At 53.9% G+C, this 24,276-nt stretch carries 12 protein-coding genes; all 12 read left to right on the top strand.

The genetic code is table 11. The features are described 5' to 3' along the window. The first annotated feature begins 31 nt into the window (after nt 1-31). The gene (locus ACSEXW_RS22540; protein ID WP_500797273.1) at nt 32-1,651 is read left to right on the top strand and encodes a response regulator transcription factor; all 1,620 of its coding nucleotides are present in this window, start codon (nt 32-34) and stop codon (nt 1,649-1,651) included. Nucleotides 1,652-1,935: 284 nt separating this feature from the next. Next, complete coding sequence (locus ACSEXW_RS22535; protein WP_438448439.1) at nt 1,936-7,593, top strand: S-layer homology domain-containing protein; 5,658 nt, start codon at nt 1,936-1,938, stop codon at nt 7,591-7,593. A 104-nt stretch (nt 7,594-7,697) separates the two neighbouring features. Further along, the gene (locus tag ACSEXW_RS22530; protein WP_438448438.1) at nt 7,698-9,257 is read left to right on the top strand and encodes a response regulator; all 1,560 of its coding nucleotides are present in this window, start codon (nt 7,698-7,700) and stop codon (nt 9,255-9,257) included. Nucleotides 9,258-9,272: 15 nt separating this feature from the next. Then, complete coding sequence (locus ACSEXW_RS22525; protein ID WP_438448437.1) at nt 9,273-11,015, top strand: sensor histidine kinase; 1,743 nt, start codon at nt 9,273-9,275, stop codon at nt 11,013-11,015. 88 nt (nt 11,016-11,103) lie between these two features. Further along, nucleotides 11,104-12,807, top strand: a complete 1,704-nt coding sequence (locus ACSEXW_RS22520) for an ABC transporter substrate-binding protein (RefSeq protein WP_438448436.1) — start codon at nt 11,104-11,106, stop codon at nt 12,805-12,807. A 144-nt stretch (nt 12,808-12,951) separates the two neighbouring features. Further along, nucleotides 12,952-13,878, top strand: coding sequence for an ABC transporter permease (locus ACSEXW_RS22515; protein ID WP_438448471.1), 927 nt, complete (start codon nt 12,952-12,954; stop codon nt 13,876-13,878). A 15-nt stretch (nt 13,879-13,893) separates the two neighbouring features. Next, a complete protein-coding gene (locus ACSEXW_RS22510) occupies nt 13,894-14,811 on the top strand; it encodes a carbohydrate ABC transporter permease (protein WP_438448435.1) in 918 nt (305 codons plus the stop codon). 80 nt (nt 14,812-14,891) lie between these two features. Further along, complete coding sequence (xynC, locus tag ACSEXW_RS22505) at nt 14,892-16,565, top strand: glucuronoarabinoxylan endo-1,4-beta-xylanase XynC (RefSeq protein WP_438448434.1); 1,674 nt, start codon at nt 14,892-14,894, stop codon at nt 16,563-16,565. 174 nt (nt 16,566-16,739) lie between these two features. After that, nucleotides 16,740-18,275 (top strand): glycoside hydrolase family 43 protein, encoded by a 1,536-nt coding sequence (locus tag ACSEXW_RS22500; protein ID WP_438448433.1) that lies wholly within the window; start codon nt 16,740-16,742, stop codon nt 18,273-18,275. Nucleotides 18,276-18,555: 280 nt separating this feature from the next. Beyond that, a complete protein-coding gene (locus ACSEXW_RS22495; RefSeq protein ID WP_438448432.1) occupies nt 18,556-21,828 on the top strand; it encodes a family 43 glycosylhydrolase in 3,273 nt (1,090 codons plus the stop codon). A 22-nt stretch (nt 21,829-21,850) separates the two neighbouring features. Beyond that, the gene (locus ACSEXW_RS22490) at nt 21,851-22,843 is read left to right on the top strand and encodes an S-layer homology domain-containing protein (protein WP_438448431.1); all 993 of its coding nucleotides are present in this window, start codon (nt 21,851-21,853) and stop codon (nt 22,841-22,843) included. A gap of 22 nt (nt 22,844-22,865) precedes the next feature. Then, on the top strand, nt 22,866-24,272 hold the full coding sequence (locus tag ACSEXW_RS22485) for a cohesin domain-containing protein (protein ID WP_438448430.1): 1,407 nt from the start codon (nt 22,866-22,868) through the stop codon (nt 24,270-24,272). The last annotated feature ends 4 nt before the right edge of the window (nt 24,273-24,276 follow it).

The raw sequence follows: 24,276 nt of genomic DNA, 5'->3' as shown, positions 1-24,276 counted from the left end.
GTCGGCATGGGATACAACAGAGGAGGTATGGATGGTGTGGAAGATCGCCATTATTGACGATGAGCGCCAAGTGCTTCAAGGAATGAAGCGAGCCATTCCATGGGAGGATCTGGAGGCGGAATGGGTGGGGGAGGCCATGAACGGCGCAGACGGGTTGAACATGATCCGCGCCACCCAACCGGACATTGTGATCACCGATATTTATATGCCGCTTCTTAACGGCTTGGATATGATTGAACAGCTGCGCAAGGAAGGGTACAACGGTAAGATCATCATTCTAAGCGGATACTCCGACTTTGAGCACGCCAGGCAGGCCTTGAGGTATAACGTCAGCGATTATGTATCCAAGCCGATCAGCGTGCCGACACTGAAGGTCATCCTGAACAAGGTCATACAGGAGCTGGCGGCAGAGGAAGAGAAGCGGATCAAGGAAGGAGAGCTGAGCCACAAGCTGATGCTCTACGAGCCGTTCATCGAGAAGGAATGGGTACGGTCCGCTGCGATCGGCACCTTGGACAGCTCTTACCGGAACCGGGAGCATCTGCCGCAGCCGTACCGCTACTGGTCTGATTCCAGCCATGCGGTCATGGGGATCGAGCTGATCCGCGACGAACGGGCGCGCACTTATTCCGTATCGGACTGGAACCTGTTCCGCTTCGCAGTCAGCAATATTGTCTGCGAGTTGGCAAGGAGGGTATTTCCCTTCGTGGAGTATGCCGAGCTCCATAGCACCCGTGCGGTCCTGATCATCCATCCGGAGCTGGAGCCCGGCAATCGGGCGCATGAAGCGATGGAGGAACTGGGGATCCGCATCATGGAGAATATCAAGAGCTATCTGAAGCTGGTGAGCCGCATCGGCATCGGAGGGACCAAGACCTCCTGGACACAGATTCCGGATTCGACCGAGGAAGCATTCCGTGCCATCGATATGAGGCACAAGTGCGTTTCTCCACCCCAAGAATTGTATGTTTACCAAGGGGAAGTGAAAAGCGAACGGAAGCAGGCAGCCCTCTTCCAGGTGAAGTTCACCTATGAGCTGGCCAGTGCCATGAAGGCGGCGCAGGAAGCGGAAGCGAAGCAGCTGGTAACCGATTATATGGGGACCTTGGGAGACTGGGAAGGCATAACGCCCGATTATGTCCAGATGCTGGGAAGCGAGCTGTGGGGGATTATCTCGTATTGTCTCTACGAAGCGGGCTATGTCCTGGAGGAGCTGTTCACCAATGACCAGATCGCCAAGGAGATCAAGAGCTTGCTTCATCCGGACGAGCTGCAAAGATGGCTGTTCGAGAAAATCACCGTCATATGCGGGAGCAGACAATGGAAGGGAAGCAGCAAGCACCGTCAAGTGGTGGATTTCATGACCCATTACATTCACGAGCATTATGCGGAGGACGTTACGCTGGCGGAGCTGTCGGATAAGGTGTTTATATCCCGTAATCACTTGTCCATCATCTTCAAGAATATTACCGGGGAGACCTTCAATACCTACTTGACCCGCGTCAGGATTGAAAAGGCCCGAGAACTGCTGATGGAGCGCCATATGCTGGTCTATGAGGTGGCGGAGCGGGTCGGGTATAAGAATGTTCCGTATTTCAGCACCCTCTTCAAGAAAATGACCGGCATGAACCCGACGGATCTGATCAAATAGAGGATTGCTCAAGGAATAATCAATCACAACAATGTATGTTAAAATAACACTTTATTGGGATTAACACCCATAAAGTGTTATTTTTTGCGTTAGAAATGAAATTTCATGAAAAAGTGAAAGAGGATTTTACGGAATTTTGTTTGCGCTTTCAATTTCCGGGATATTTTAAAATAATTCGTGGATTAGTATTCTACTCAATTTTTTAGGCAATGCTACAATATTTTTCAGAGAGGAGTAAGATCCATAATCCACCAACTCGAAGTTTAAAAGGAGGAACACGCAGAATGAGGAAACATTCTTGGCGAAAGACTCTTTCGGTAACGATGGCCGGCGCGATGACGCTTTCCATCCTTGCCCCGATTTCGTTTTCCGCCCCGGTTCATGCCGCTGAGGGACAAGCTTCTCCTGTACAGGCTGCTCCGGTAACGGCCACTTGGAACACCACCTACCAGACGATGGACGGGGTCGGTGCTGCCTACGCCTATACGGATTCGGTCCAAATGCTTCAGCTTGCCACTGCCGGTCATCAGGACACCGTACGCCGTCTCTTGGATCTGACCTTTGGGGAGAAAAACGGAACCGGACATGACATCGTACGGGTAATCGTAGGTGATAACGGGGGGCTCACCACCAAGAACGCAACAGCCTCCAGTCCCGGCTTCAACCCGGTAACCGGGCTGCTGGCGGATGCAAGCAACCCAGGCTATGACGTCGCGGGTAACCCGATCCCGATGAGGGGAACGGCCGGCCAATATGGCTATAAGATGGAGGATGAAAATCGCTACTATGATGGGAACACCGATAGCATCTGGCCGAACGAACCGGATCATGCCCCCGGTACTCTGGTTCCGGTAGAGGGCTTCATCTGGGATTATCCTTCCTGGAACCAACCGATTGCCAACGATGACGGAGGGCCAACCAATCAGCTCAGCGCACCGGGTGAGAATCCGGTTGTGATTAAAAACAGCCCGCGTACCCGCAAGGAGCTGTTCGATGTGGATCAGGTATGGACCATGCGCCAGGCCATGCAGTACGGCGTGAAGCAATTTTACGCATGTACCTGGACCGTTCCCTACTGGATGAGCAGTACGTCGACCAATGCTCCCAGCAAGATCGTCCGTGGCGACACGGCTACCATCGACGGCAAAAACGTTAAAATTTATTACCAAGCTTACGCGGATTACCTGGTGAACTATATCCGTGGCATGTGGCAGCAGTGGGGCATTCCCATCACACATATCAACCCCTTCAACGAGGTGGACCTTGCAGGCGGCTCCGCTGCTTATGTTACCGAGCTGATCGACGGCTATATCGGGCCGACGCTGAAGAAATCCATGCAGCCGGGCGGAGCCCTCTACGATATCAAGAATCCCGAAGGGAAGGTTATCAACTTTATCCCTCAGCTGGCCGCCCTGGATGGCACCAATCTCGCCGCTTCCATCAGCCGTGGCGGGCCGGTCTTCTCCGAAACAGATGAAGGCAATGCGCTGGACAAAAATCCGTACCTGGACGTCTTCACCACCCACTTGTACGGTACGGTTGGCATCGGTACGGATGAAACGAAGCTGTACCATACCGGCGATTTCGCTCAGGCGCCTCTCGATTACACGAAGGATGGCTCCAAGTATCCCGAGTTTCTGACCCGCTATAAGCTGTGGCAGGCCGAATTCATGAACCAGGATACCGGCGACGGTTCTGCAGGTGCCTATACCCAGCGGTATGGCAACCAGAATATCAATGACGCCGTGCGCTGGTCCACTCTCATGACCAATATGTTCTCCAGCAATCCGGGCTTCAATGGCTTCGTCTGGTGGAGCATGTGGGATAACAACGGTGCAGACGGCTCCGACTTGATCCGGTTCGTCACCACCAACTCCCAACAGGAGCCCGGACACATCAGTACACTTACAGGAGAATACCGGCTGTTCAAGCGCTTCTACGGTTACGGGCACTTCTCCCGCTTCATGAAGCCGGGCGACGTACGCTTCGACGTGACTCGCGTGCCTACGCCGGATATCCATGTAATTGGCTTCAAGAATCCGAATAATAATGATTTCGCCATTACGGTGTCCAATGCGAAGAATGATGACAGCATCCAGCCTCTGGAATTTACGCTGAAGGACTTCCCGGCTGGTACGACCAGCGTCACCGTGTTCCGTACCTCCGGAAGTGAAAATCAGAAGAAGCTGGCTTCCATTCCCGTTACGAACGGCAAGTTCGTGATTGATGTTCCCTCGGCCAGCATCGTCACCATCGTACCGTCCCAAGGCACCTATGCCACGTACAATGGCTTGGATGGAAGCGATGGCGGGGAACGCGATATTTTCTCCTCGCTGGAGGCGGAAGGCAATGACAGCAAGATTCCGGGTGATGCCGCAGGCAGCGCCGGCCGTTCCAACGAAGCCGTAACCCTGAAGAACGGCAAATATTTGGCCTACAAAAATGTCAACTTCGCAGACGGTTCCGCCAATGGCGGCGTGGTCCGCAAGCACCTGCTCTATTTGACCGCACAGACCAAGTCCACTCATGGCGGCAGCCTTCAAGCCTATGTCCTGCCGGTCGGCACTGCAGTGGGCAGCACGGCGGATATTCGAACTAAAGGGACACAGGTCGCTGCTATTCAAGTACCGGCCAATAGTGGATATGGCAAGTATCAGGATATGGTGGATACAGGGGATCTAAGCGCATACGGTCATAAGGACTTGTATATCGTAGCCGAGACAAGCTTGGCCAGCGGGTCTATCACCGTTGACCGCTTCCTGTTCGGAGCCAACGATTCCGACTGGAGTGCTGCAGCCAACAATTCTACGGTATCCATCCCGGGGAATATTCTCCTGAACGGCGATTTTGACACGACAATCGCTACCGATTCCAGCAATTGGACTGCTGGCCGCTACAATAAAGGGGCGTTCGAACAGAATGTTACAGGCCCTGTCTTTACAGCCGACGCCATTCAGAGCTACTCGGGTCTGTCCCGTTATCTGAAAAACAGCTCAACGTCCAAAACCGCCGGCTCCGCCAAGCTTGCAGGCCGGATTCAAGCCCAAGACCAGTATGACGGAATCTGGCAGGATGTTACCGGCAAGCTGACCCAAGGGGTTCAGTACAACTTCAAGGGGTATTTCCTCTCCATGCAGAGCCGCCCGGAGAGCTATGATATTGCGGCCGAGCATCCCGGTGACGTGGAAGCGGCATTGGTCTATTATGACGCCAACGGAACTCAATTGGGGTACACTCCCATTAACGGCCGTGACATGCCGGAGCCCTATGCGGCCCGAGAAGCCGGCGATCCCGCTTACTGGAGCAATGGGCAATTGGTGGGACGCATCCTTTCGGGGGGCCCCATCGGCTTATCCTCCTTCCAGCCCGTTGACGTGAAGGTTGCGGATTGGCACGAGACACCGAACCAGCCGTTTACTTATTCACAGCCCAATGGTACGGCCAAGGTAGTGCTGGCTATCTATGCGAAGGATTCCAATATCCTTTACGCGGACCAGCTTTCGCTAACACCCGCATTTATCCCATCGTATAATCTGTTTATCGACGGGGTTCAACCGACGAATTTTGATGCCAATACAACGAACTATTCCTACACGGTCACCGGTAATACGGTTCCGCAAGTAACGGCATCCTCCAATGACAAGGATGTTAAGATCAGCATCTCTCAAGCGGAAAGCAAGGTAGGGACGGCCGTTGTCCGTTTCTTGAAGGGCCAGAATGTAATCAAGACATATACGGTTGCATTCAGTACGACGGAAATCTTCAACTTTGCGAATGGACTCCCTGCAGGCTGGGGGATCGCCAACCCGAATCCAACGGTCAATGCGATCACCTACAATCCGGCAGGAAGCGTAACGATTGCGACGTACAAGGCGGATCAGGATTACCCGAACAGCCATGATATGCTGCTGTTCCCCGGCGCAGCGGATGGAAACTGGACGCTGACGGCGAAGATCTCAGTGAATAAGGCTCTCAGTGATGTCAGCTTTACGGACGGCACGCAAGTTGGACTCGGAATCAGCAAACCGGCGTCCGGGGAGTTCTTTAGAATCAACGGCATAAGAGTGGGAACCAGCGTTAAAGTGAATAGCTCCGGTCTCTCAGGAACCACGCCGAATGCCAACCAGACGGGGCAGACGAGCTTAAGCGGTACGGATTATTACCTTCGCATCGTGAAGAGCGGCAATGATGCACAAGGGTACTTCTCAACAAACGGCGGTTCGAGCTGGACGATTATGAGCAGCAAACCGGGTGTAACCGTTCCGACAACCTTCACTCCGGATTTCTTCAGAGATGCGAAGATCCAATTATATGCAACCAACTTGAGCGCAACGGCGGATCTGCAAGCAACCTTCTCCAACGTGACGCTGGTGAAGACGCTGGCGGAGCCCGGGGACGCGGATGCGGATCAGTTGGCTGTAGAGCAGGCGGCTGTCCTGATCGGAAGCAATGTGACCGTTCAGAATCCGGGAAGCAACGAACCGGAGATCCTGCGGGCCAAAGCGGAACAAGTCTTGAACAGCAATACCGGCTTGGCCGCATTGGGTGTCACGAGCACCGTCGCTTATGACGGGCAATTCTCACTGCGAATCACCAAAGGAGCAGCCAGCTTAACCTACGGTTCGTTAACCATCAACGGCACGAACGGGGTGGATGAGACCGCACCGGCATGGCCGCAAGGAAGTAAGCTCCAAAGCTCCAACATCACCAGCACCGGAGTGACTCTGTCGTGGTCTGCGGCTCAGGATAACCTGGGCGTAACGGAATACCGGATCTTCAACGGTGTGAATGCGGAGCCGATCTCTGTAGCGGGATCCGTCAACAGCTATACCGTCAATGGCTTGACGCCGAATACCGCCTACACCTTCAGCGTGGAAGCCGGAGATCATGCGGGGAATTACAGCACGAACGGTCCTTCTCTCAGCGTGACCACGCTCCAAGCAGCGGATACGGCTGCACCGACCTGGCCGCAGGGAAGCACACTTACGGCATCCAATGTGACAACCACCGGAATGACCCTCACTTGGCCGGCGGCTGCGGATCATACCGGGGTAACCGGGTACAAGATTTATAAAGGAACCGATGTCATCGGGAATGTGCAGGGCTCCGTAACGCATTACGACGTTACCGGGCTGGCAGCAGGGACCACTTATGGGTTCTCCGTACAAGCGGGCGATGCGGCAAATAACTGGAGCACGAATGGCCCGACACTTAACGTAAGTACGCTCAGCAATAGCGGTGGAAGCAGTGGTGGAAGCAGTGGTGGAAGCAGCGGTGGAGACAGCGGAACGGCTCCGACACCGAGTCCGACACCGACAACCGCTCCGACAACGAAGCCGACACCTACGCCATCTGCAACACCTTCCACTACGCCTGCACCGACCCCGACTGCCAATATCTTTAAGGATGTAGGCAGCCAGCATGAATGGGCGTCGGATGCTATCGATGCGCTTCAGGCTAAGGGAATCATCAAGGGAACCTCCGAGACCACTTTCGGTCCGGACCAGAACATTACCAGAGCGGACTTCGTTGTCCTGCTGGTCAGAGCTCTTGGATTGAAAGCGGAGGTTGGTTCCGGCTTCACCGATGTAAGCCAACAGGATTACTACTACGAGGCACTTGGAATTGCCAAGAAACTGGGCATCATCACAGGTCTGGAGAACGGCAATTTCAATCCGACGAATGAGATCTCGAGGCAGGACATGATGGTGATCATCGCCAGAGCATTGAAGGCGGTGAACCAATTGCCCGGAACCGGAGACAGGGAAGCGTTACGCGGCTACTCGGATGCTTCGAGCATTGCGGCCTATGCTGCAGACAGCGTGGCGGCTCTGGTTAAGGGAGGCATCATCATAGGGGATGGAAACTCCATTCACCCCACTGCGACGACGACAAGGGCCGAAGCTGCGGTAGTCATCTATAGAATTTACGATAATCACTAACAGAAGGGAGCCGCAAGGCTCCCTTTTGCTTGTATCTTTTTGGAAACCGTGAACTGTGTTAAAATAGTGGTCGATCTACCACGACGTAAAAGGAGGTCTGGCCCATGTACAAGGTGTTGTTGGTGGATGATGAGGTATTCGTACGCAAAGGTCTGCAGAAGCTGATCCGATGGGAGCAGTTCAAATGCACACTGGTCGGCGAAGCGAAAAACGGGGGAGAGGCTCTGGAGATGATTCACCGGCTGGAGCCGGACCTGGTCATTACAGACATCATGATGCCGGTATTGGACGGGCTGGAATTAATCCGAAGCGTCAAGGAAGAGTCACGGGTAGATCCTGAATTTATCATCATCAGCGGCTATAATGATTTCAAGTACGCCCAACAGGCCATCCGGTACGGAGTGAAGGACTACATTCTTAAGCCGATTGATGTTAAGGAGCTGGGAGCGACACTGGAACGTCTGGCGCAGACGATTGCCAAGAAGAGGTTGTCAGCGCTTACAAAAACAGATTATTCCATATCTTCCATCCTTGACTTGATGCTGCATGAAGAGATGGGGGAGAAGGATGCCGAACGGTACGCAGAGGTACTGGGAATGGAAGGGGAATCCGGTTTCCTGTATGTATGGGCGCAATTCCAAACCATGCCCGGCCAGCCGCCGGTTCGGTTGAAGGAGCTTCAAGAATGGATGTCCGGTTGGGAGGGGGCCGGAGCGGCCATTCCCATCCTCGAGCATGCTCCCGGTCAATTCGGAATCCTATGGAGCATACGAGAGTTGAACCGTTGGGGCAATGGAATCCCGCAGGCTTTGGAAGCCGTTCGCAGCTTGATATCCTCCCGTCTGAATCAAGAGCTTCTCTTCTGTGCGGGCGACATGGTGGACAGCCTCGCCTCTGTGAAGCGGTCCTACGCCGGTGCGAACGAAGCGCTCAAGCATCGGTTTGCCGAGGAGGACAAGCGTGTGATTCTCATCGGGCAAGTGAAGGACAAGGCCCTGCATATCTATGACATGGATTCGAATTTGTCTGACCGGTTGATGGTCCATCTGGAGGAAAATAACAAGGAAGCTTGCAGGTCTATGATCGACAAGATGTTCCAGAGCTTCCGCAACCAGCGCTATACACCGGCGGCTGTCGTTCTCTCCCTTACCCGCTTCATGACAAGAGTTATGGGGGTCATCAAGCAGATGCATGGATCGGATGATGGACAGCGGCGGATGCTGGAGGAGATGGAAACAGAAGTACAGACATGGAGCGTGCAGCGCTTGAGGGAGCACTTTACGGTGATGGTCCTAGAAGCCGCCGGATATGTGGCCCAACTGCGCAAGGAGCAGTCCAAGGGGGATATCGAGAAGATTAAGAAACACATCGATTCCCATTATAGTGAAAATATCAATCTGAAGAGCATTGCAGCTCATTTCTACATGAACCCAGCCTACCTGGGACAGCTCTTCCGGAAGACCTACGGCATCTACTTTAACGAATATTTGCTGCAGGTTCGGGTGGAGGAAGCCAAAAAGCTGCTTCGGCAAACCGATCTCCGGATGTATGAGATTGCCGAGAGGGTGGGCATCCCGGTTGCGAACTATTTCGTCACCCAATTTGAAAAAATCGAACAATGCTCCCCATTGGAATACCGCAACAAATTGGTGAAAAAAGAATAGACTGGTGGAGTTAATGTGCGAATCGTTCATCTGAATCATATGAAGCTGCGGGATAAGCTGCTGCTCATGTATGCGCTGTGCGTGTTCCTGCCGATCGTCATGACCAATGCCGTATTCTACCATGTGACCACGACGAACATCAAGGATCAGAAGATCCATGACGCCGGCCTGGCATTGGAGAATATCAAGGGCTCTCTGAAGACGGTCATCGACCAAGCGGCAGGGGTCTCTTACTCCTTCTATGCCGACCGGATCTTCAACGAGTATCTAGCCCGCCGCTATGCCAGTACGTATGAATATGTCGATGCTTATAATACTTACCTGAAGGAAGCGTTCTCCAATTCGGACAAAAATCTGCTCAATGCCTTGCAATATAAGGTTTATACGGATAATCCTACCATCCTAACCGGCTATATTGAGCCGTTAACGGAAGAAATCAAGAATACCTCCTGGTTTACCCAGTTCCGGTCCTATTCCGCCCCTTACCCGACTCTCATCAACTCGGACCAGACCTTCAGCCTCCTTCAGAAGCTGGACAATTACTATACCAACGGCTTCAACCAGATTCTGAAGATCGACCTTAATATGAAGACCATTAACCAGCTGTTCCTAAACAACGGCTTCGACGGCAAGGTGTATCTGGTGGATCCGAAGGGAAGGGTGCAGTTCAGCAACGATCAGGATATGGATGGATCCCAAGAGAAGCCATTGTTCCAGAATATCCCCGGGTTGTCCAAATCCGAAGATTTCGTCACCTCCTACGCAGAGAGCAACTATCTGGAAGGCTGGTCGCTTCACGGCGTGATGAACAAGGAAGTTGTGCTGAATGTGGTTCGGAAGTCGCGTTTCTCCATGGTGTGGCTGGCATGCATCAACTTTGTCGTTCCCTCCATCATCATTGCGGCCATGTCACGGTCTCTGCATGTTCGTCTTGTGCGGCTCTTGAAATATATGAAGAAGATCAAAAATCAAAACTTTCAAACCATCCCCCACGAAGACGGGCGGGACGAAATCGGACAATTAACGAACGAATTCAACCGGATGACCATGAAGATCGATACCTTGATCAATGATGTCTATCTGGCGGATATCCAGAAGAAGGACCTGGAGCTGAAGCAGCAGCAGGCTCAGCTGCATGCCCTGCACAGCCAGATTAATCCGCACTTCCTGTTCAATGCCCTGGAATCTGTCCGGATGAGAAGCGTGATCAAGGGGGAGGACGAAACGGCGGAGATCATCCACAACATGGCCAAGATGTTCCGGAGATCCATATCCTGGTCCCAGGACTGGATCAAGGTCAGCGAGGAGCTGGAGGTCATTCAATGCTTCCTGGAGATTCAGAAATACCGGTTCGATGATGAGCTGGAATTCGACATCCAGGTGGACGAGCAGGCTATGGATCACCGGATACCCAAGATGATCTTCCTGCCCTTCGTAGAGAACGCCAGTATACATGGGGTCGAATCCGCCCCAGGCAGGGGGATGATTCGCGTGAAGATCGCGGTTACGGACAGCGAATTGCACTTCGTGCTGGAGGATAACGGCATGGGGATGTCACCGGACAGATTGAAGGGGATCAGGCAGGATCTGGCAAGAGACGATGCGATGGGGGAACGGGTCGGCATCAAGAACACCTACTGCCGCCTGAAGCTCATCTATCAGGAGCAGTTCTATTTTGACATCGACAGTGTGGAGGGGGAGGGCACGAGAATTCAGATCCGACTGCCATTTCCATATAATTTCCATACTATGAACTGAATTTTCTTGTCTAATCAAGAGATGGCATCGTTGATATAATGAAAGCGTCTACAAGGCGGCACATCATTCGAAAGGGGCAATGAGACCAATGGTCGGAAAGAACGCATGGAAGGCGGGGCTGGCCGCTGTGATGACGGCGGCTGTCATGACAGGCTGCAGCAGCGGCAGCAAGGATAATAAGGACAGCGCCTCGCCTGCTCCCTCGGGAGGAGCATCCGCAACGGCGGAAGCAGAGAACAAAACGCCCGTTACCTTCTCGTACTTTCTCTTCTCACAAGGGAAGAAGGATATTCTGGCCAGCGAAACCACCATCGGGAAGGAACTGCAGAAGCAAACCGGCGTGGATTTCAAAATGCAATATCTGGTCGGTGACAGTGCCACCAAGGCGGGGGTCATGATCGCCAGCGGAGATTATCCCGACGTCATCAGCTCCAGCGGTGAGATGGCCAAGCTGATGGATGCAGGGGCTTATATTCCGTTGGATGAGCTGATTGAGAAGTACGGCCCGAATATCAAGCGGGTGTACGGTCCCTACTTTAACAAGATGAAGGCGAAGGACGGGAAGATCTACGCACTCCCCTACACGGCTAACCAAGGCTATACAGCGGAGCCGGACATCGGAGGCGGTGCCTTCTGGATTCAACGGTCGGTACTGAAGGAATTCGGCTATCCGAAGGTCACCACCTTGGATGAGTACTTCGACCTGATCAAGAAGTTTAAGGAGAAGTATCCGAAGGTGGACGGCAAGGATACGATCGGCTTTATGGTATCGGCCGGGGTGAATAACAATTTCTTCACCCTGCAGAATCCGGCTATGCACTTGGCAGGCTATCCCAATGACGGCAGCGTCATTGTCGATATGAAGACGAACGAAGCCAAGATCGTTGCGGGGACGGAGTATCAGCAGCGCTGGGTCAAGAAGCTGAGCGAGATGAATGCGGCCGGTCTGTTCGACCCGGAGTCCTTCACGATGAACAAGGACCAATACTTGGCCAAGGTAACCTCCGGCAGGGTACTGGGTTACTTCAATTACGCCTGGCAGGTCGGAGATGCGAGCAAAAACCTGAAGGCCGCCGGTGTGGATGAGAAGCGTTATGCGCCGCTTCCCATTGTTTTCGATAAGGGTATCAAAGACCAGTACATCGATCCACCGGGCTTCGTGGCGAACTACGCCGTTGGCATATCGGTGAAGGCCAAGGATCCGGTGCGCATCATCAAGTACTTCGACAACATGCTGAAGGAAGAGAACCAGATCCTGATCTCTTGGGGAATCAAGGATCAGACCTACAGCGTGGATGAGAAGGGCCGCTACTACTACAAGGACGAACAGGCCAAATACCATGAGGATCCGGAGCTGAGCCGCACCTTCGGCTTCAATTATTACGCCAATGATTGGCCTAAATACGGGGGCAATTCCGTGCTGAAGGACGGCAATGCCTATTCGACAGGCAACCAGCCGGAGGTCATATCCAAGCTGTACACGGACGGAGACAAGAAAATTCTGGAGGCCTACGGAGCCAAGACCTTCAGCGGTTACTTCAGCAAGCCGGACGAGCGAAAGTGGTTCCCGGCCTGGTCCATCAGCATTCCCCAAGGATCGCCGGAACAGATCTTCATCACCAAAGCGGACGACCTGCAGAAGAAATTCTTGTCCAAGTTGATTCTTGAGTCTCCCGACAAGTTCGATGCGACTTGGAAGGAGTACATCAGCGAGCTGAACAAGCTGGACCGGAAGGTATACGAGGATACGATCAACAAAGCCATTAAGGATCGGATCGCCGGCAAATGGTAAGAGCTGGAAGGTTCATATAACCGGAACAGATGAGGGTTGAGACGGCACACCATTCAACCCTCTTTACTTTTCATGGAATGCTCGAAAGGAGCCATACACGTGGAGAAGCATACGGAGCCTGCTCTTTCGGCAGCAGAGGCGCTCATGAACCATCCCTCCCGGTCCTCAAGCTTTTTGAAGCGATTGATTCAACAGCGGGTACTGGTGTTGATGTCGATCCCTTTTGTCATCTGGGCCTTGATCTTCAAGTATATTCCCCTCTGGGGCTGGACCATGGCCTTCCAGAAATACAGGCCGGCAAGGGCCTTCGCGGATCAGGAGTGGGTGGGCTGGAAAAACTTCCGCTTCCTCTTCTCGGATAATACCTTCTACCGGGTATTAAGGAATACGCTGGTCATGAGCTCTATCAAGCTGGTGCTGGGGTTCGTGACCGCCATTACCCTGGCTATCCTCTTAAATGAACTGAAGAACCTGATCTTCAAGCGGTTTGTCCAAACCGTCAGCTATTTACCCCATTTCATCTCCTGGGTGGTGGCCTCCAGTATTGTACTGACCGTCTTGTCGCCGGAGGGGATCATCAATGTCATCTTGTCCCACTTTCATGTCATCGACAAACCGGTGTTATGGCTGGCCAAAGGGGAATATTTCTGGGGGATCCTTGGCGCGACCGAGGTCTGGAAGGATGTCGGCTGGAATACCATCGTATACTTGGCCGCCATTACGACGATTGATCCTGCCCAATACGAGGCGGCCGAAATCGACGGGGCCAGCCGGTTCCAACGGATCCGCCATATCACCCTTCCGGGACTCAAGCCGGTCATCATTATCTTGTTGATTATGAGCCTGGGGAATATTCTGGAGTCGGGGTTCGAGCCGCAATATCTGCTGGGCAACGGCATGAATGTGGACTATTCCGAGAACCTAGATATCTTCGTGCTCAAGTACGGGATGGCGATGAGCAATTTCTCGCTGGGCACGGCGGCAGGTATGTTCAAGACGGTCGTCAGCTTCATCTTCCTGTTCTCCGCCAACTATATCGCCAAAAAAATGGGCGAAAGCCGATTGTTCTAGAGGAGGGCATCCGTCATGGGGAATGTGAAATCGTCCCGGCTTCGATATTCCAGCCTAAGCGATAAAGTGTTCGATACCTGTAACATCCTCTTTATGCTTGCGCTGATGATCATCACCCTGTACCCGTTCATCAATATGCTGGCTGTATCCCTTAATGATGCGAACGATGCGATCAAGGGCGGAATCTATATATGGCCCCGTTCGTGGACCATGGAGAATTACAAGTATATCTTCGGGGAATCCTCCATCTACCACTCCACGTTGATATCAGCATTGCGAACGGTGATCGGCACGGCGGTTGCCGTCTTCTGTACGGCCATGCTGGCTTACACCATCAGCCGCCAGGACTATGTGCTGCGCAAGTTCGTCACTATGTTCTTCGTCTTTACCATGTATTTCAGCGGCGGATTGATTCCCGTATACCTGCTGATCAAGAATCTGAATCTGATCGATTCCTTCTGGGTATATATCATCCCCGGCATTGTCGGCGTCTTCAATATGATCGTGATCCGCTCCTTCATTGAGGGTTTGCCCGAAGGGATACTGGAATCGGCACGTATCGATGGGGCGGGCGAATTCACGACATTCATGCGGGTCGTCCTTCCGCTGACGATTCCTGCGCTGGCTACCGTCTCCCTGTTCGTCGCGGTGGGACAGTGGAATTCCTGGTTCGACGTCTTCTTGTACAACTCCTCCAATCTGAATCTGAGCACGCTGCAGTATGAGCTCATGAAGATTCTGCAGACGTCCAATACCGCCACCAGCCAATCGGCCGGCGATGTCTATGCTCAGAGCGGAAGCGTCACCTCCGTCACGCCGGCCTCGATCCGGGCTACGATGACGATTATTGCCGGCGTGCCGATTCTTGTGGTATACCCCTTCCTTCAGAAGTACTTCGTGCAGGGCATGACCGTCGGCGGGGTGAAGGGATAGAGAATCATGAAAGGAGGTGAGAGCGATAGAATGGCAGGCAGGGATCTGCACAATTAAATCATTAAGGAGGAGATGAATGTATGGTTCCAGGTGTCAAAAAGTCCATTCGTGCGTTATTGGCTGGTGCAACAGTGCTGTCGCTGCTGTTCAACGTGCCGGGGCCGGCTCCGGCTTCCGCAGCCAGCGACGTCATCGTGAATGTATCGGCGGAAAAGCAGCTGATTCGCGGTTTCGGAGGCATCAACCACCCGGCATGGGCCGGAGATTTGACGGCAAGCCAGAGGGAAACCGCATTCGGCAACGATGCGAATGAATTGGGTTTCTCCGTGTTAAGAATCTACGTTGACGAGAATAAGGACAATTGGTACCGGGAACTGGATACGGCGAAAAACGCCATTGCCCACGGAGCCATCGTGTTCGCTTCACCTTGGAATCCTCCCAGCAGCATGACGGAAACCTTCAACCATAACGGCGACACGGCGGCCAAGCGGCTGCGGTATGATAAGTACGCTGCCTATGCCCAGCATCTGAATGACTTCGTTACATACATGAAGAATAACGGAGTGAATCTGTATGCCATTTCCGTCCAGAATGAGCCGGATTATGCCCATACCTGGACGTGGTGGACACCTCAGGAAATCCTGCGTTTTATGAAGGAGAACGCGGGCTCCATCAATTGCAAAGTCATCGCTCCGGAATCCTTTTCGTATCTCAAAAATATGTCGGACCCCATCCTGAACGATCCGCAGGCTCTTGCCAATATGGATATCCTCGGCACCCACCTCTATGGGACCAGCTTCAGCAATTTCCCCTATCCTCTCTTCAAACAAAAAGGGGCGGGGAAAGAGCTTTGGATGACGGAGGTATACTATCCTAACAGCGACAATAATTCAGCCGACCGTTGGCCCGAGGCGCTGGATGTGTCCTATCACATTAACAACGCCATGGTGGATGGGGAGTTCCAGGCCTATGTATGGTGGTACATCCGCAGGCAGTACGGTCCTATGAAGGAGGACGGTACGATCAGCAAGCGGGGGTATAACATGGCCCACTTCTCCAAATTCATCCGCCCGGGGTATGTCAGGGTGGATGCGACGAAGAATCCGAATACCAACATTTACGCCTCCGCTTATAAAGGCGACAATAAGGTTGTGATTGTAGCCATTAACCGAGGCACTTCTGCGGTGAGCCAGAATTTCGTGCTTCAGAACGGAAATGCGTCGACGGTTTCCTCGTGGATTACGGATGGCAGCCGCAATCTTGCCGCAGGACCCGCCATCTCCGTATCGGGAGGATCCTTCACCGCCCAGCTTCCTGCCCAGAGTGTAACAACCTTCGTAGCCGCTATGGGCGGAAGCACCGGCAGCGGCACGGTCTATGAGGCGGAGACGGGCACCACGCTGACCAGCTCCGCGGTGGAGAGCATCAATCCGGGCTATAACGGTACCGGATACGTGAACTTCAACGCATCCACCGGTGCAGCTATTCAGTGGAGCAGCATTTATTGCGCCACGGCAGGCACGAAAAACGTGAAGTTCCGGTATGCGCTGGAAACCGGAACCCGGAACCTGGATGTGTATGTGAACGGGACAAAGGTGATTAGCGATACGGCCTTTGGGGCATCCGGAAGCTGGTCCGCCTGGGGGGAGAAGACGATTCAGGTCTCCATGAACAGCGGAACCAATACGCTGAAGGTGGTCACGACCGGAACGGAAGGGCCTAATGTAGACAGCATTCAAGTGTCGGCGCAGTAAAAGAATCTAGGAAGACGCCTCTGTTGCGGAACAGAGGCGTTTTTTCATTTTCAATATACTTTTCATACTAGAATCTAAACTTTCCTTACTAATCATAGCTGGGGTTTGTTGATATACTGAAAGAGTATGTGCGGATATATGCAGACAAGCGGTCTTGGTGAGAGGAGAGGAGCCATGCATCAGAACCCGATTATATGGGCGGATTATCCGGACATCGATGTGATCCGGGTCGAGGATACGTATTATATGGTCAGCACCACCATGCACTTTACACCGGGCGGTGTCATTTTAAGGTCCTATGACTTGCTTCACTGGGAGGTAGCCTCCCACGTATACGACGTTCTGGAGGATACGCCCGGGCAACGGCTGGAGGGAACCCACCATATCTACGGAATGGGCATGTGGGCCGCCTCGTTAAGGTACCATCAAGGGCGATTCTATGTGGTCTTCGTCGCTAACGATACGATGAAAACCTATTTGTTCTCCTCCCCGGACGCATCGGGTCCATGGACCAGACACCCTAACATCGAAGGCTTCTATCATGATGCCTCTCTTCTGTTCGACGATGACGGCCGCATCTATATCATGTATGGCAATACCGAGATCCGTCTGACGGAATTAACGGAGGACCTTACGGGTCCCAAGCCCGGCGGCTTGAACCGGATCGTGGTAAGGGACACCGAGCCCCATGATCTCGGATATGAAGGGGCGCATCTGTATAAGATCAATGGCAGCTATTATGTCTTCTTGATCCACATCGCCCGAGCCGGGAACCGGAGGCGGACCCAAGCGTGCTTTAGGGCCGACTCCCTGGAAGGAGAGTTTACCGGCGGTGAAGTTTTTGACGATGATATGGGTTATTGGAATGCCGGCATCGCGCAGGGGGGGATCGTCGATACTCCGGATGGCCGGTGGTACTCCATCATGTTCCAGGATCATGGAGCCGTGGGGCGAATCCCTGTTGTAGTGCCCTTAAGATGGGAGAAGGGCTTCCCGGTATTCGATGCAAGGGCGCCGCATTATATTGATATTCCCAGTACCAGGCCGGACTACATCTACAAGCCGCTGGTGGGGGATGACGATTTCCGCTATGAGCCGGACCGCCTCGGACAAGTTCGATTGAAGGACTATTGGCAGTGGAATCATAACCCGGCGGCAGGGCTGTGGTCCGTCACGGAAAAACCGGGGGCTTACCGCATACGCTCCGGCAAGATCAGCCCCAACCTGAACTATGCGGTCAACACGCTGACCCAGCGGGCCATGGGGGCCGTATGCGAGGCGCAGGTTACCTTGGACGGCTCCGGGCTGAAGGAGGGAGATTACGCCGGCCTATGCTTCCTAATCAGCTCGTACGCCTTCATTGCCCTGCACAAGGTACAGGGGCAGTATGATCTGGTTATGATGGCCCGGCCAGCGGAAGACCCAACGATCTTCGGCAATCTGATCGATCTCAAGCCGGGGACCGAATATGCCCGTATTGCCGCAGGCGGTCCCATTGTGACGCTGAAGGCCAGAGGCAACTTTGCTAACAACACGGATGAGTGCGAGTTCTACTATCAGATCGGGGACGAATGGAACATGCTCGGGATTCGGCATCATATGGTTTGGAAGATGGACCAATTTGTCGGAGCACGCCTGGGGCTATTTATGTATTCGACCCAGGAGACCGGAGGAACCGCAGATTTTTCGTCATTCCAATATAGGCATTAGATCAGTCAGCCCAAAAGATTGGACAGGGTTAGCCCCCGCGTCCACCTCTTGGGCTTCATTATTGCACAACCCTTGCAGAAAACAAGAAAATCAACATTAATAAAAAGAAATTACATCGAGTATTCCCGGCAACACCGCTATAATAAGAGCATTCGCAGCCTCGTCTTCTTCATAATGCTACAATTCGTAACTTTCATTGGGAGGTGGTATAGAAAATTTAAAGCGCTACCAAAGCCGGGAAGGAAGGGGCTTATACACTTTTTTTGGAGGAGGCTCAACAATGAACCGTTCGTCCATTCAACCCCTAATCAGGAAGCCGCTGCTCATGCTCCTGGCGTTCATCCTCTGGGTGGGCATAGCCCCCGGAACGACGATACATGCCGCTCAAGGAAATGCGCCTAACCCCATCCTATGGGGAGATGTTCCCGATCTTAGCGCCATCCGGGTCGGAGATACGTACTACATGACCAGTACGACCATGCATATGAACCCTGGGGTTCCCATTATGAAGTCCAAGGATCTCGTGAACTGGGAAATCGTCAATTATGTATACGATATTCTGGCAGCCAGCGACAAACAGACTTTATCCAATGGGCAAAATATATATGGGAAAGGTTCATGGGCAAGCAGCATCCGGTTCCATAATGGCAAGTATTATATTGCGTTTGCATCCAATGACATTGGCAAAACTTATATTTTTCAAACAACGGACCTCGAACAGGGGACTTGGGAGAAGTATGAGCTTGGAGGCGGCGTCTATCACGACATGTCGCTGCTGTTCGATGATGACGGTCGCGTCTACTTGGTATACGGCAATGGCACGATTCGGATTCTTGAGCTGACAGCCGATGCTACAGCCATCAAGGCAGGGGGCATGGACAAGGTCATTATCGAAAATGCGAGCGCTCCGGGGGGCTCCGGCGGACTTGGGGCGGAAGGCTCCCACATCTACAAAATCAATGGCAAGTATTATATCTTCAATATCTCTTGGCCATCGGGCAGTATTCGCACCCAACTGGTCCATCGGGCCGACAAGATCGACGGGACCTATGAAGGAAGAATCGCTTTAAGATCGGGGAGCCATTCGAACGGTGCCGGCGTTGCCCAGGGGGGGATCCTCGATACTCCCGACGGGAAATGGTACGGCGTCCTGTTCCAGGATTATGGCTCGGTGGGGCGGATCCCATACATCGTTCCGATGACCTGGAGCCAGGATGGCTGGCCGGTATTCGGGGATGTCAATGACACCGGGATTCCGGCGGAGCTGTCGAGATCCGGCTGGGTTACCTCCGACACATTCGATCAGGGACCGAAGAGAGTCCATGCTTATCATACCGTGGTGGCCGGCGGAGAGAATGATGATAACGGCTCCAATCTGGCTCTGGCGTGGCAGTGGAATCATAACCCGGATAACCGGTATTGGTCGCTGACCGAACGGCCCGGATATTTAAGGCTCACGACCGGAAGAACAAGCACCGGCTTGTTGAACGCCCGAAATACGCTATCCCAAAGAACCTTCGGGCCGGAGAGCTCGGGCACCGTTGCCATCGATGTCAGCGGCATGAAGGACGGTGATTATGCCGGTATCGCCGCATTTCAGATGAACTACGGGTTTGTCGGCGTGAAGATGTCGGGTGCGGCCAGGTCCGTCGTCATGATGAATGGGAGCTCCGGGTCTGCGGTTGAAGTGGCAAGTGTGCCTCTCCAACAGAACACCGTGTATCTGAAGACGGAGCTGGACTATAAGAATAGAACGGATAAGGCCAAGTTTTATTTCAGTCTGGACGGTGAACGCTGGGCATCTATCGGGAACACGCTGCAGATGTCCTATACCTTACCGCACTTTATGGGCTACCGGTTTGCATTGTTCAATTATGCAACCAAGACCACCGGCGGCAGCGTGGACTTCGACTATTTCAGACTGGACGACAAGCTGACCGGATCGAACTATGATACGAACCTGAATTCTCTTCGGGTGAACGGCGTACAGGTGGGCGGCTTCAGCCCAAGCACATACACCTATGCCGTAGATGTACCGGCCGGAACGACTGCATCCCAGCTGGTCGTAACGGCAGAGCCGAGTGACCCTGGGGCCAACGTGACGATTACCCAGGCTGCGGGAGTACCCGGCAGAGCTACGGTGACTGTAGGCAGGGAAGGTTTGCAATCCTCCACGTACACCATTGACTTCAGCATTCCGTCCGTGATCGCCATCGAGGCGGAGACAGCAGCGGAAAATTCGCAGAACGCCTATGTATACGGCGTTGCCAACGGCCATACCTGGACGCTGGCGGACGGCCTGATCACCAAGGCCATGCAATTCACCCCGGATGACGGCACTGCGGTGACACCGGGAACGGATGCGGCCAGTCTGGCTGCCGGCTCCAGATTGAATTATAAAATCAACGTGCCGGTAACGGGAGCCTATAACATCTGGCTCTTGGCCAAGAGCCGCAGCTTCCAAACGGATTCCATTCATGTCGGGTTGGATAACAGCTACAAGTTCACCTCCAACGGGATTCAGAGTGTGAGCAATAGCCAGTTCCGATGGGTGAATCTGAGCAACGGCGGCACGTCCGTAACCGGCGGCACTTCGCTGAACATGACCGCCGGTGAGCATGAGTTGAACCTGTGGGGCCGGGAATCCGGTCTGATCATCGACCGGATCTACATCACCACCAGCAATGCCGCCACAGACCCGGTATGGCCGGCATCCCAAGTGCTCACGGCTTCCATCACGGCGGACGGAAGCGTGAAGCCGGGCGGCACCTTAACGGCAACGGTGAGCCTGGACAACGTCGTGCAGAGCGTATACGCCCAGGATATGACCTTAACCTATGATGCCGGCGTATTCGACTATGTGAGAACGGCTGGCGCAACCGAGAGCATTCAGATCGTGAAGGAGAACAAAGAGACGGCCGGTCAAGTACGGATCGTGGCGGCCGATATCGGCGGGATATCCGGCGCCAGCACGCCGGTGCTGAAGGTGACCTTCAAGGTGAAGGACGGTGTTCAGAATACGTCCGGAACCATAGCCGCCGCCCAAGCCAAGCTGGGAGTGGCGCCTGCGGGCACCGTTGTTCAAGCAGCCATGGGCAGCAAGAGCATCTCCGTCGGCGCCTCGGAGCCGGTAGTGGATAAGGCCGCCCTTACCACAGCCATTGTGAATGCACAGAGCAAGTATCAATCTGCTGTGGTCGGCACTCTGCCGGGTCAATACCCGCAGGCTGCTAAGGATGCCTTCGGTACGGCGATCAACGCCGCCCTTGCGGTGAAGGACAACGCAGCTGCGACCCAATCCCAGGTGAACAGCGCCGTTACGGCATTGGCTGGTGCAGTGGAGACCTTCCAGGCTGCTGTGATCAAGGAAGCATCGGCGGACTTGAACCAGGACGGGACGGTTGATGTAGGCGACTTGGCCATCGCTGCTTATCACTTCGGCAAGGACTCCGGCAGTGACGATTGGACCACGGCCAAGACAGCGGATCTGAACGGGGATAACCGGATCGATATTGCGGATCTTGCATACGTCGCGTCCAAGATTGCGGACTAGGCCCATGACAAGGAGATCGAAGATGAGAAAAGGGAACTGTACGATCGCGGGATTGCTCCTCGCACTCTTGTTGGCTGCTTGTATTCCCGGTGTCGTGTATGCGGATGGCGATACGGCGTTCACCCTGAGTCAAAGCTCAGAGCGCGTATTACCGGATCAGACGCTGGAGGTCACGATCCATGGAAGCAACCTGAAAGGCCTCTACGCCTACGAAGCTCTCATTACGTTTGATTCCGATATGGTGGAGCTGGATAAGGCGGAATCGAAGCTGGAAGGCTTCTTTATCCCGCCCAAGGCGGCGAACGGCAAAATGACCATTGCCTTTACCAAAATCGGGAAGAAAGCCGGGGAGCAAGGGGATGTAGCCCTTAGCAGGATCGTCTTCAAGGGGAAAGCTTCGGGCAGCGCCCATATCAAGCTGGAATCCGTGAAGGCGCTGGACCCGAGTCTGACGGCAGCGGTGTACCGGTATGGAGCCGCCTTCGATGACCTGGGAGGCTATGAGTGGGCAAGGATGCAGATCGAATCCCTCGCCGCATCGGGCATCATCAAGGGAACGTCCGCTGCAGCCTTCAGCCCGGGGGAAGCGATCACAAGGGCGGATTTTATGTGTCTCTTGGTCCGGGCCCTGCAGCTTCATGCAGAGCCAGACGGTCAGTTCGACGATGTGGAACCGTCCGATTATTATGACCGGGAGGTAGGGATCGCGCGCAAGCTGGGTATAGCCCAAGGCATAGGCGATAACCGGTTCGATCCCGGCGGCAGGATATCGAGGCAGGACATGATCGTGCTGGCTACCCGTGCCATGAAGAAGGCCGGAAGAATGCTGGATGAGCCGGCCAGCGACTTAGGCGGCTTCCGTGATTCCGAGGAGGTAGCGGCGTATGCGGTTAACGCCTTGGGTCAGATGCACAAGGCCGGGATCATCCAAGGACATAACGGCATGATCAAGCCTAACGATACGGCGACCAGAGCGGAAGCGGCCGTGATCCTCTACAGGCTGTTGAACAAGTAGAATCCCGAACGAAGGTGATACAGTGGCAATATCGAACAGACTCAGGAAAACCATCTCCATGCTGCTCCTTCTGATCATGGTCCTTGCCCCCCTTACCGTTCTTCCTGCAGCGGCTGCCGGGAATCCCATCGTGATATCCGGAGCCAACGGGAATGCCACGCAAATCGAAAAAGGCACGTCCATGAAGCTGGTGGCATCCGGAGTCACGCCGGGGAAATCGGTAAACTGGACGGTGACGGATCTGGACGGTGGGGCAACGGATGCGGCAGCGGTCGTACCCATTAGCCCGCTGTCCTGTATCCTGACGGCCTCAGCCAACCAAGGCGGATCGATCAAAATAACGGCAGCCCAATCGGATGGGTCGGGCCATAAGGGGGAGCAGATCATCCGGATCACAAGCAGCCTGATGACCGTGGATAATCCCGATCTGGCCATCCGATACGTTAGTGCGGGAAGCGGGGAAGCGTGGGCTCCTTCCGCTAACGCGGGCTACTATCAAGGGACGGGAATATCTGTTATACCTCCCGAGGATGACCGCTATTCCGCTTCTGTTCCGGCCTATGCCGAATATACGTTTACCGGCACCGGCATCCAGTGGATCGGCGAAGCCAACTATTCCGGCGGTGTGGCGGAGGTATATCTGGACGGCATGAAGGCTTCTACGGTAGACCCGTTTATGGCTCCCAGCGCCATCCAACAATATATTAACTTCAGCCGGGAGGGTTTGCCCTACGGAACGCACACGATCCGGGTGGTGGCCACCGGGGTGAAAAATCCGTCCAGCACCGTATATCCGGGAACCAAGGTGCTGATCGATGCTTTCAGAGTCGTGCCGGATACCGGAACACCTGCGGTTTCCTTAAGGGGAAGCGAGCGGGTCCTTGCAGGAGAAGCCTTCGATGTCCTCTTGAATCTGATCAACCTGAGCCAGGCGATTCATGCCGAAGATATAACCTTGAGCTATGATACGACACGGTTCGAATATATCGATGCGGAAGCCGCCAGCAGCAGAATCATCATAGCCAAGAAGGAAGCGCATGCGTCTGGAACCATTCATATCCTGGCGGCCAATGATGGAGGCGTGATCGGAGAGGCGCCCATATTGAAGATCTACTTCAAGGCTAAGCAGACCGCCGGGAGCGGTGCGGGCTCCATCGCTGTAACCGAGGCTAAGCTGGGCAGCGGGCCGGAGGGGGCGGTCCTCCAGGCGGGACTAGGCAGTATCACGATCACGGTCGGCGCAGAGCAAGGCGATATCAACGGAGACGGAATCATATCCGTAGGTGATCTTGCCTTGGCGGTGTATTCCTACGGGAAGACCTCCGATAGCGCAGACTGGCCGTCGGTCAAGGCGGCGGATGTGAATCATGACGGCAGGATCGACATCACCGACCTGGTTTCCATTGCGGTCCAGATGTCGGATGAATAATCAA

It is taken from the genome of Oryzibacillus soli, from assembly GCF_051594765.1.
Classification (GTDB): Bacteria; Bacillota; Bacilli; order Paenibacillales; family NBRC-103111; genus Paenibacillus_AR.
This window is presented reverse-complemented; position numbering and strand designations above follow the sequence as displayed.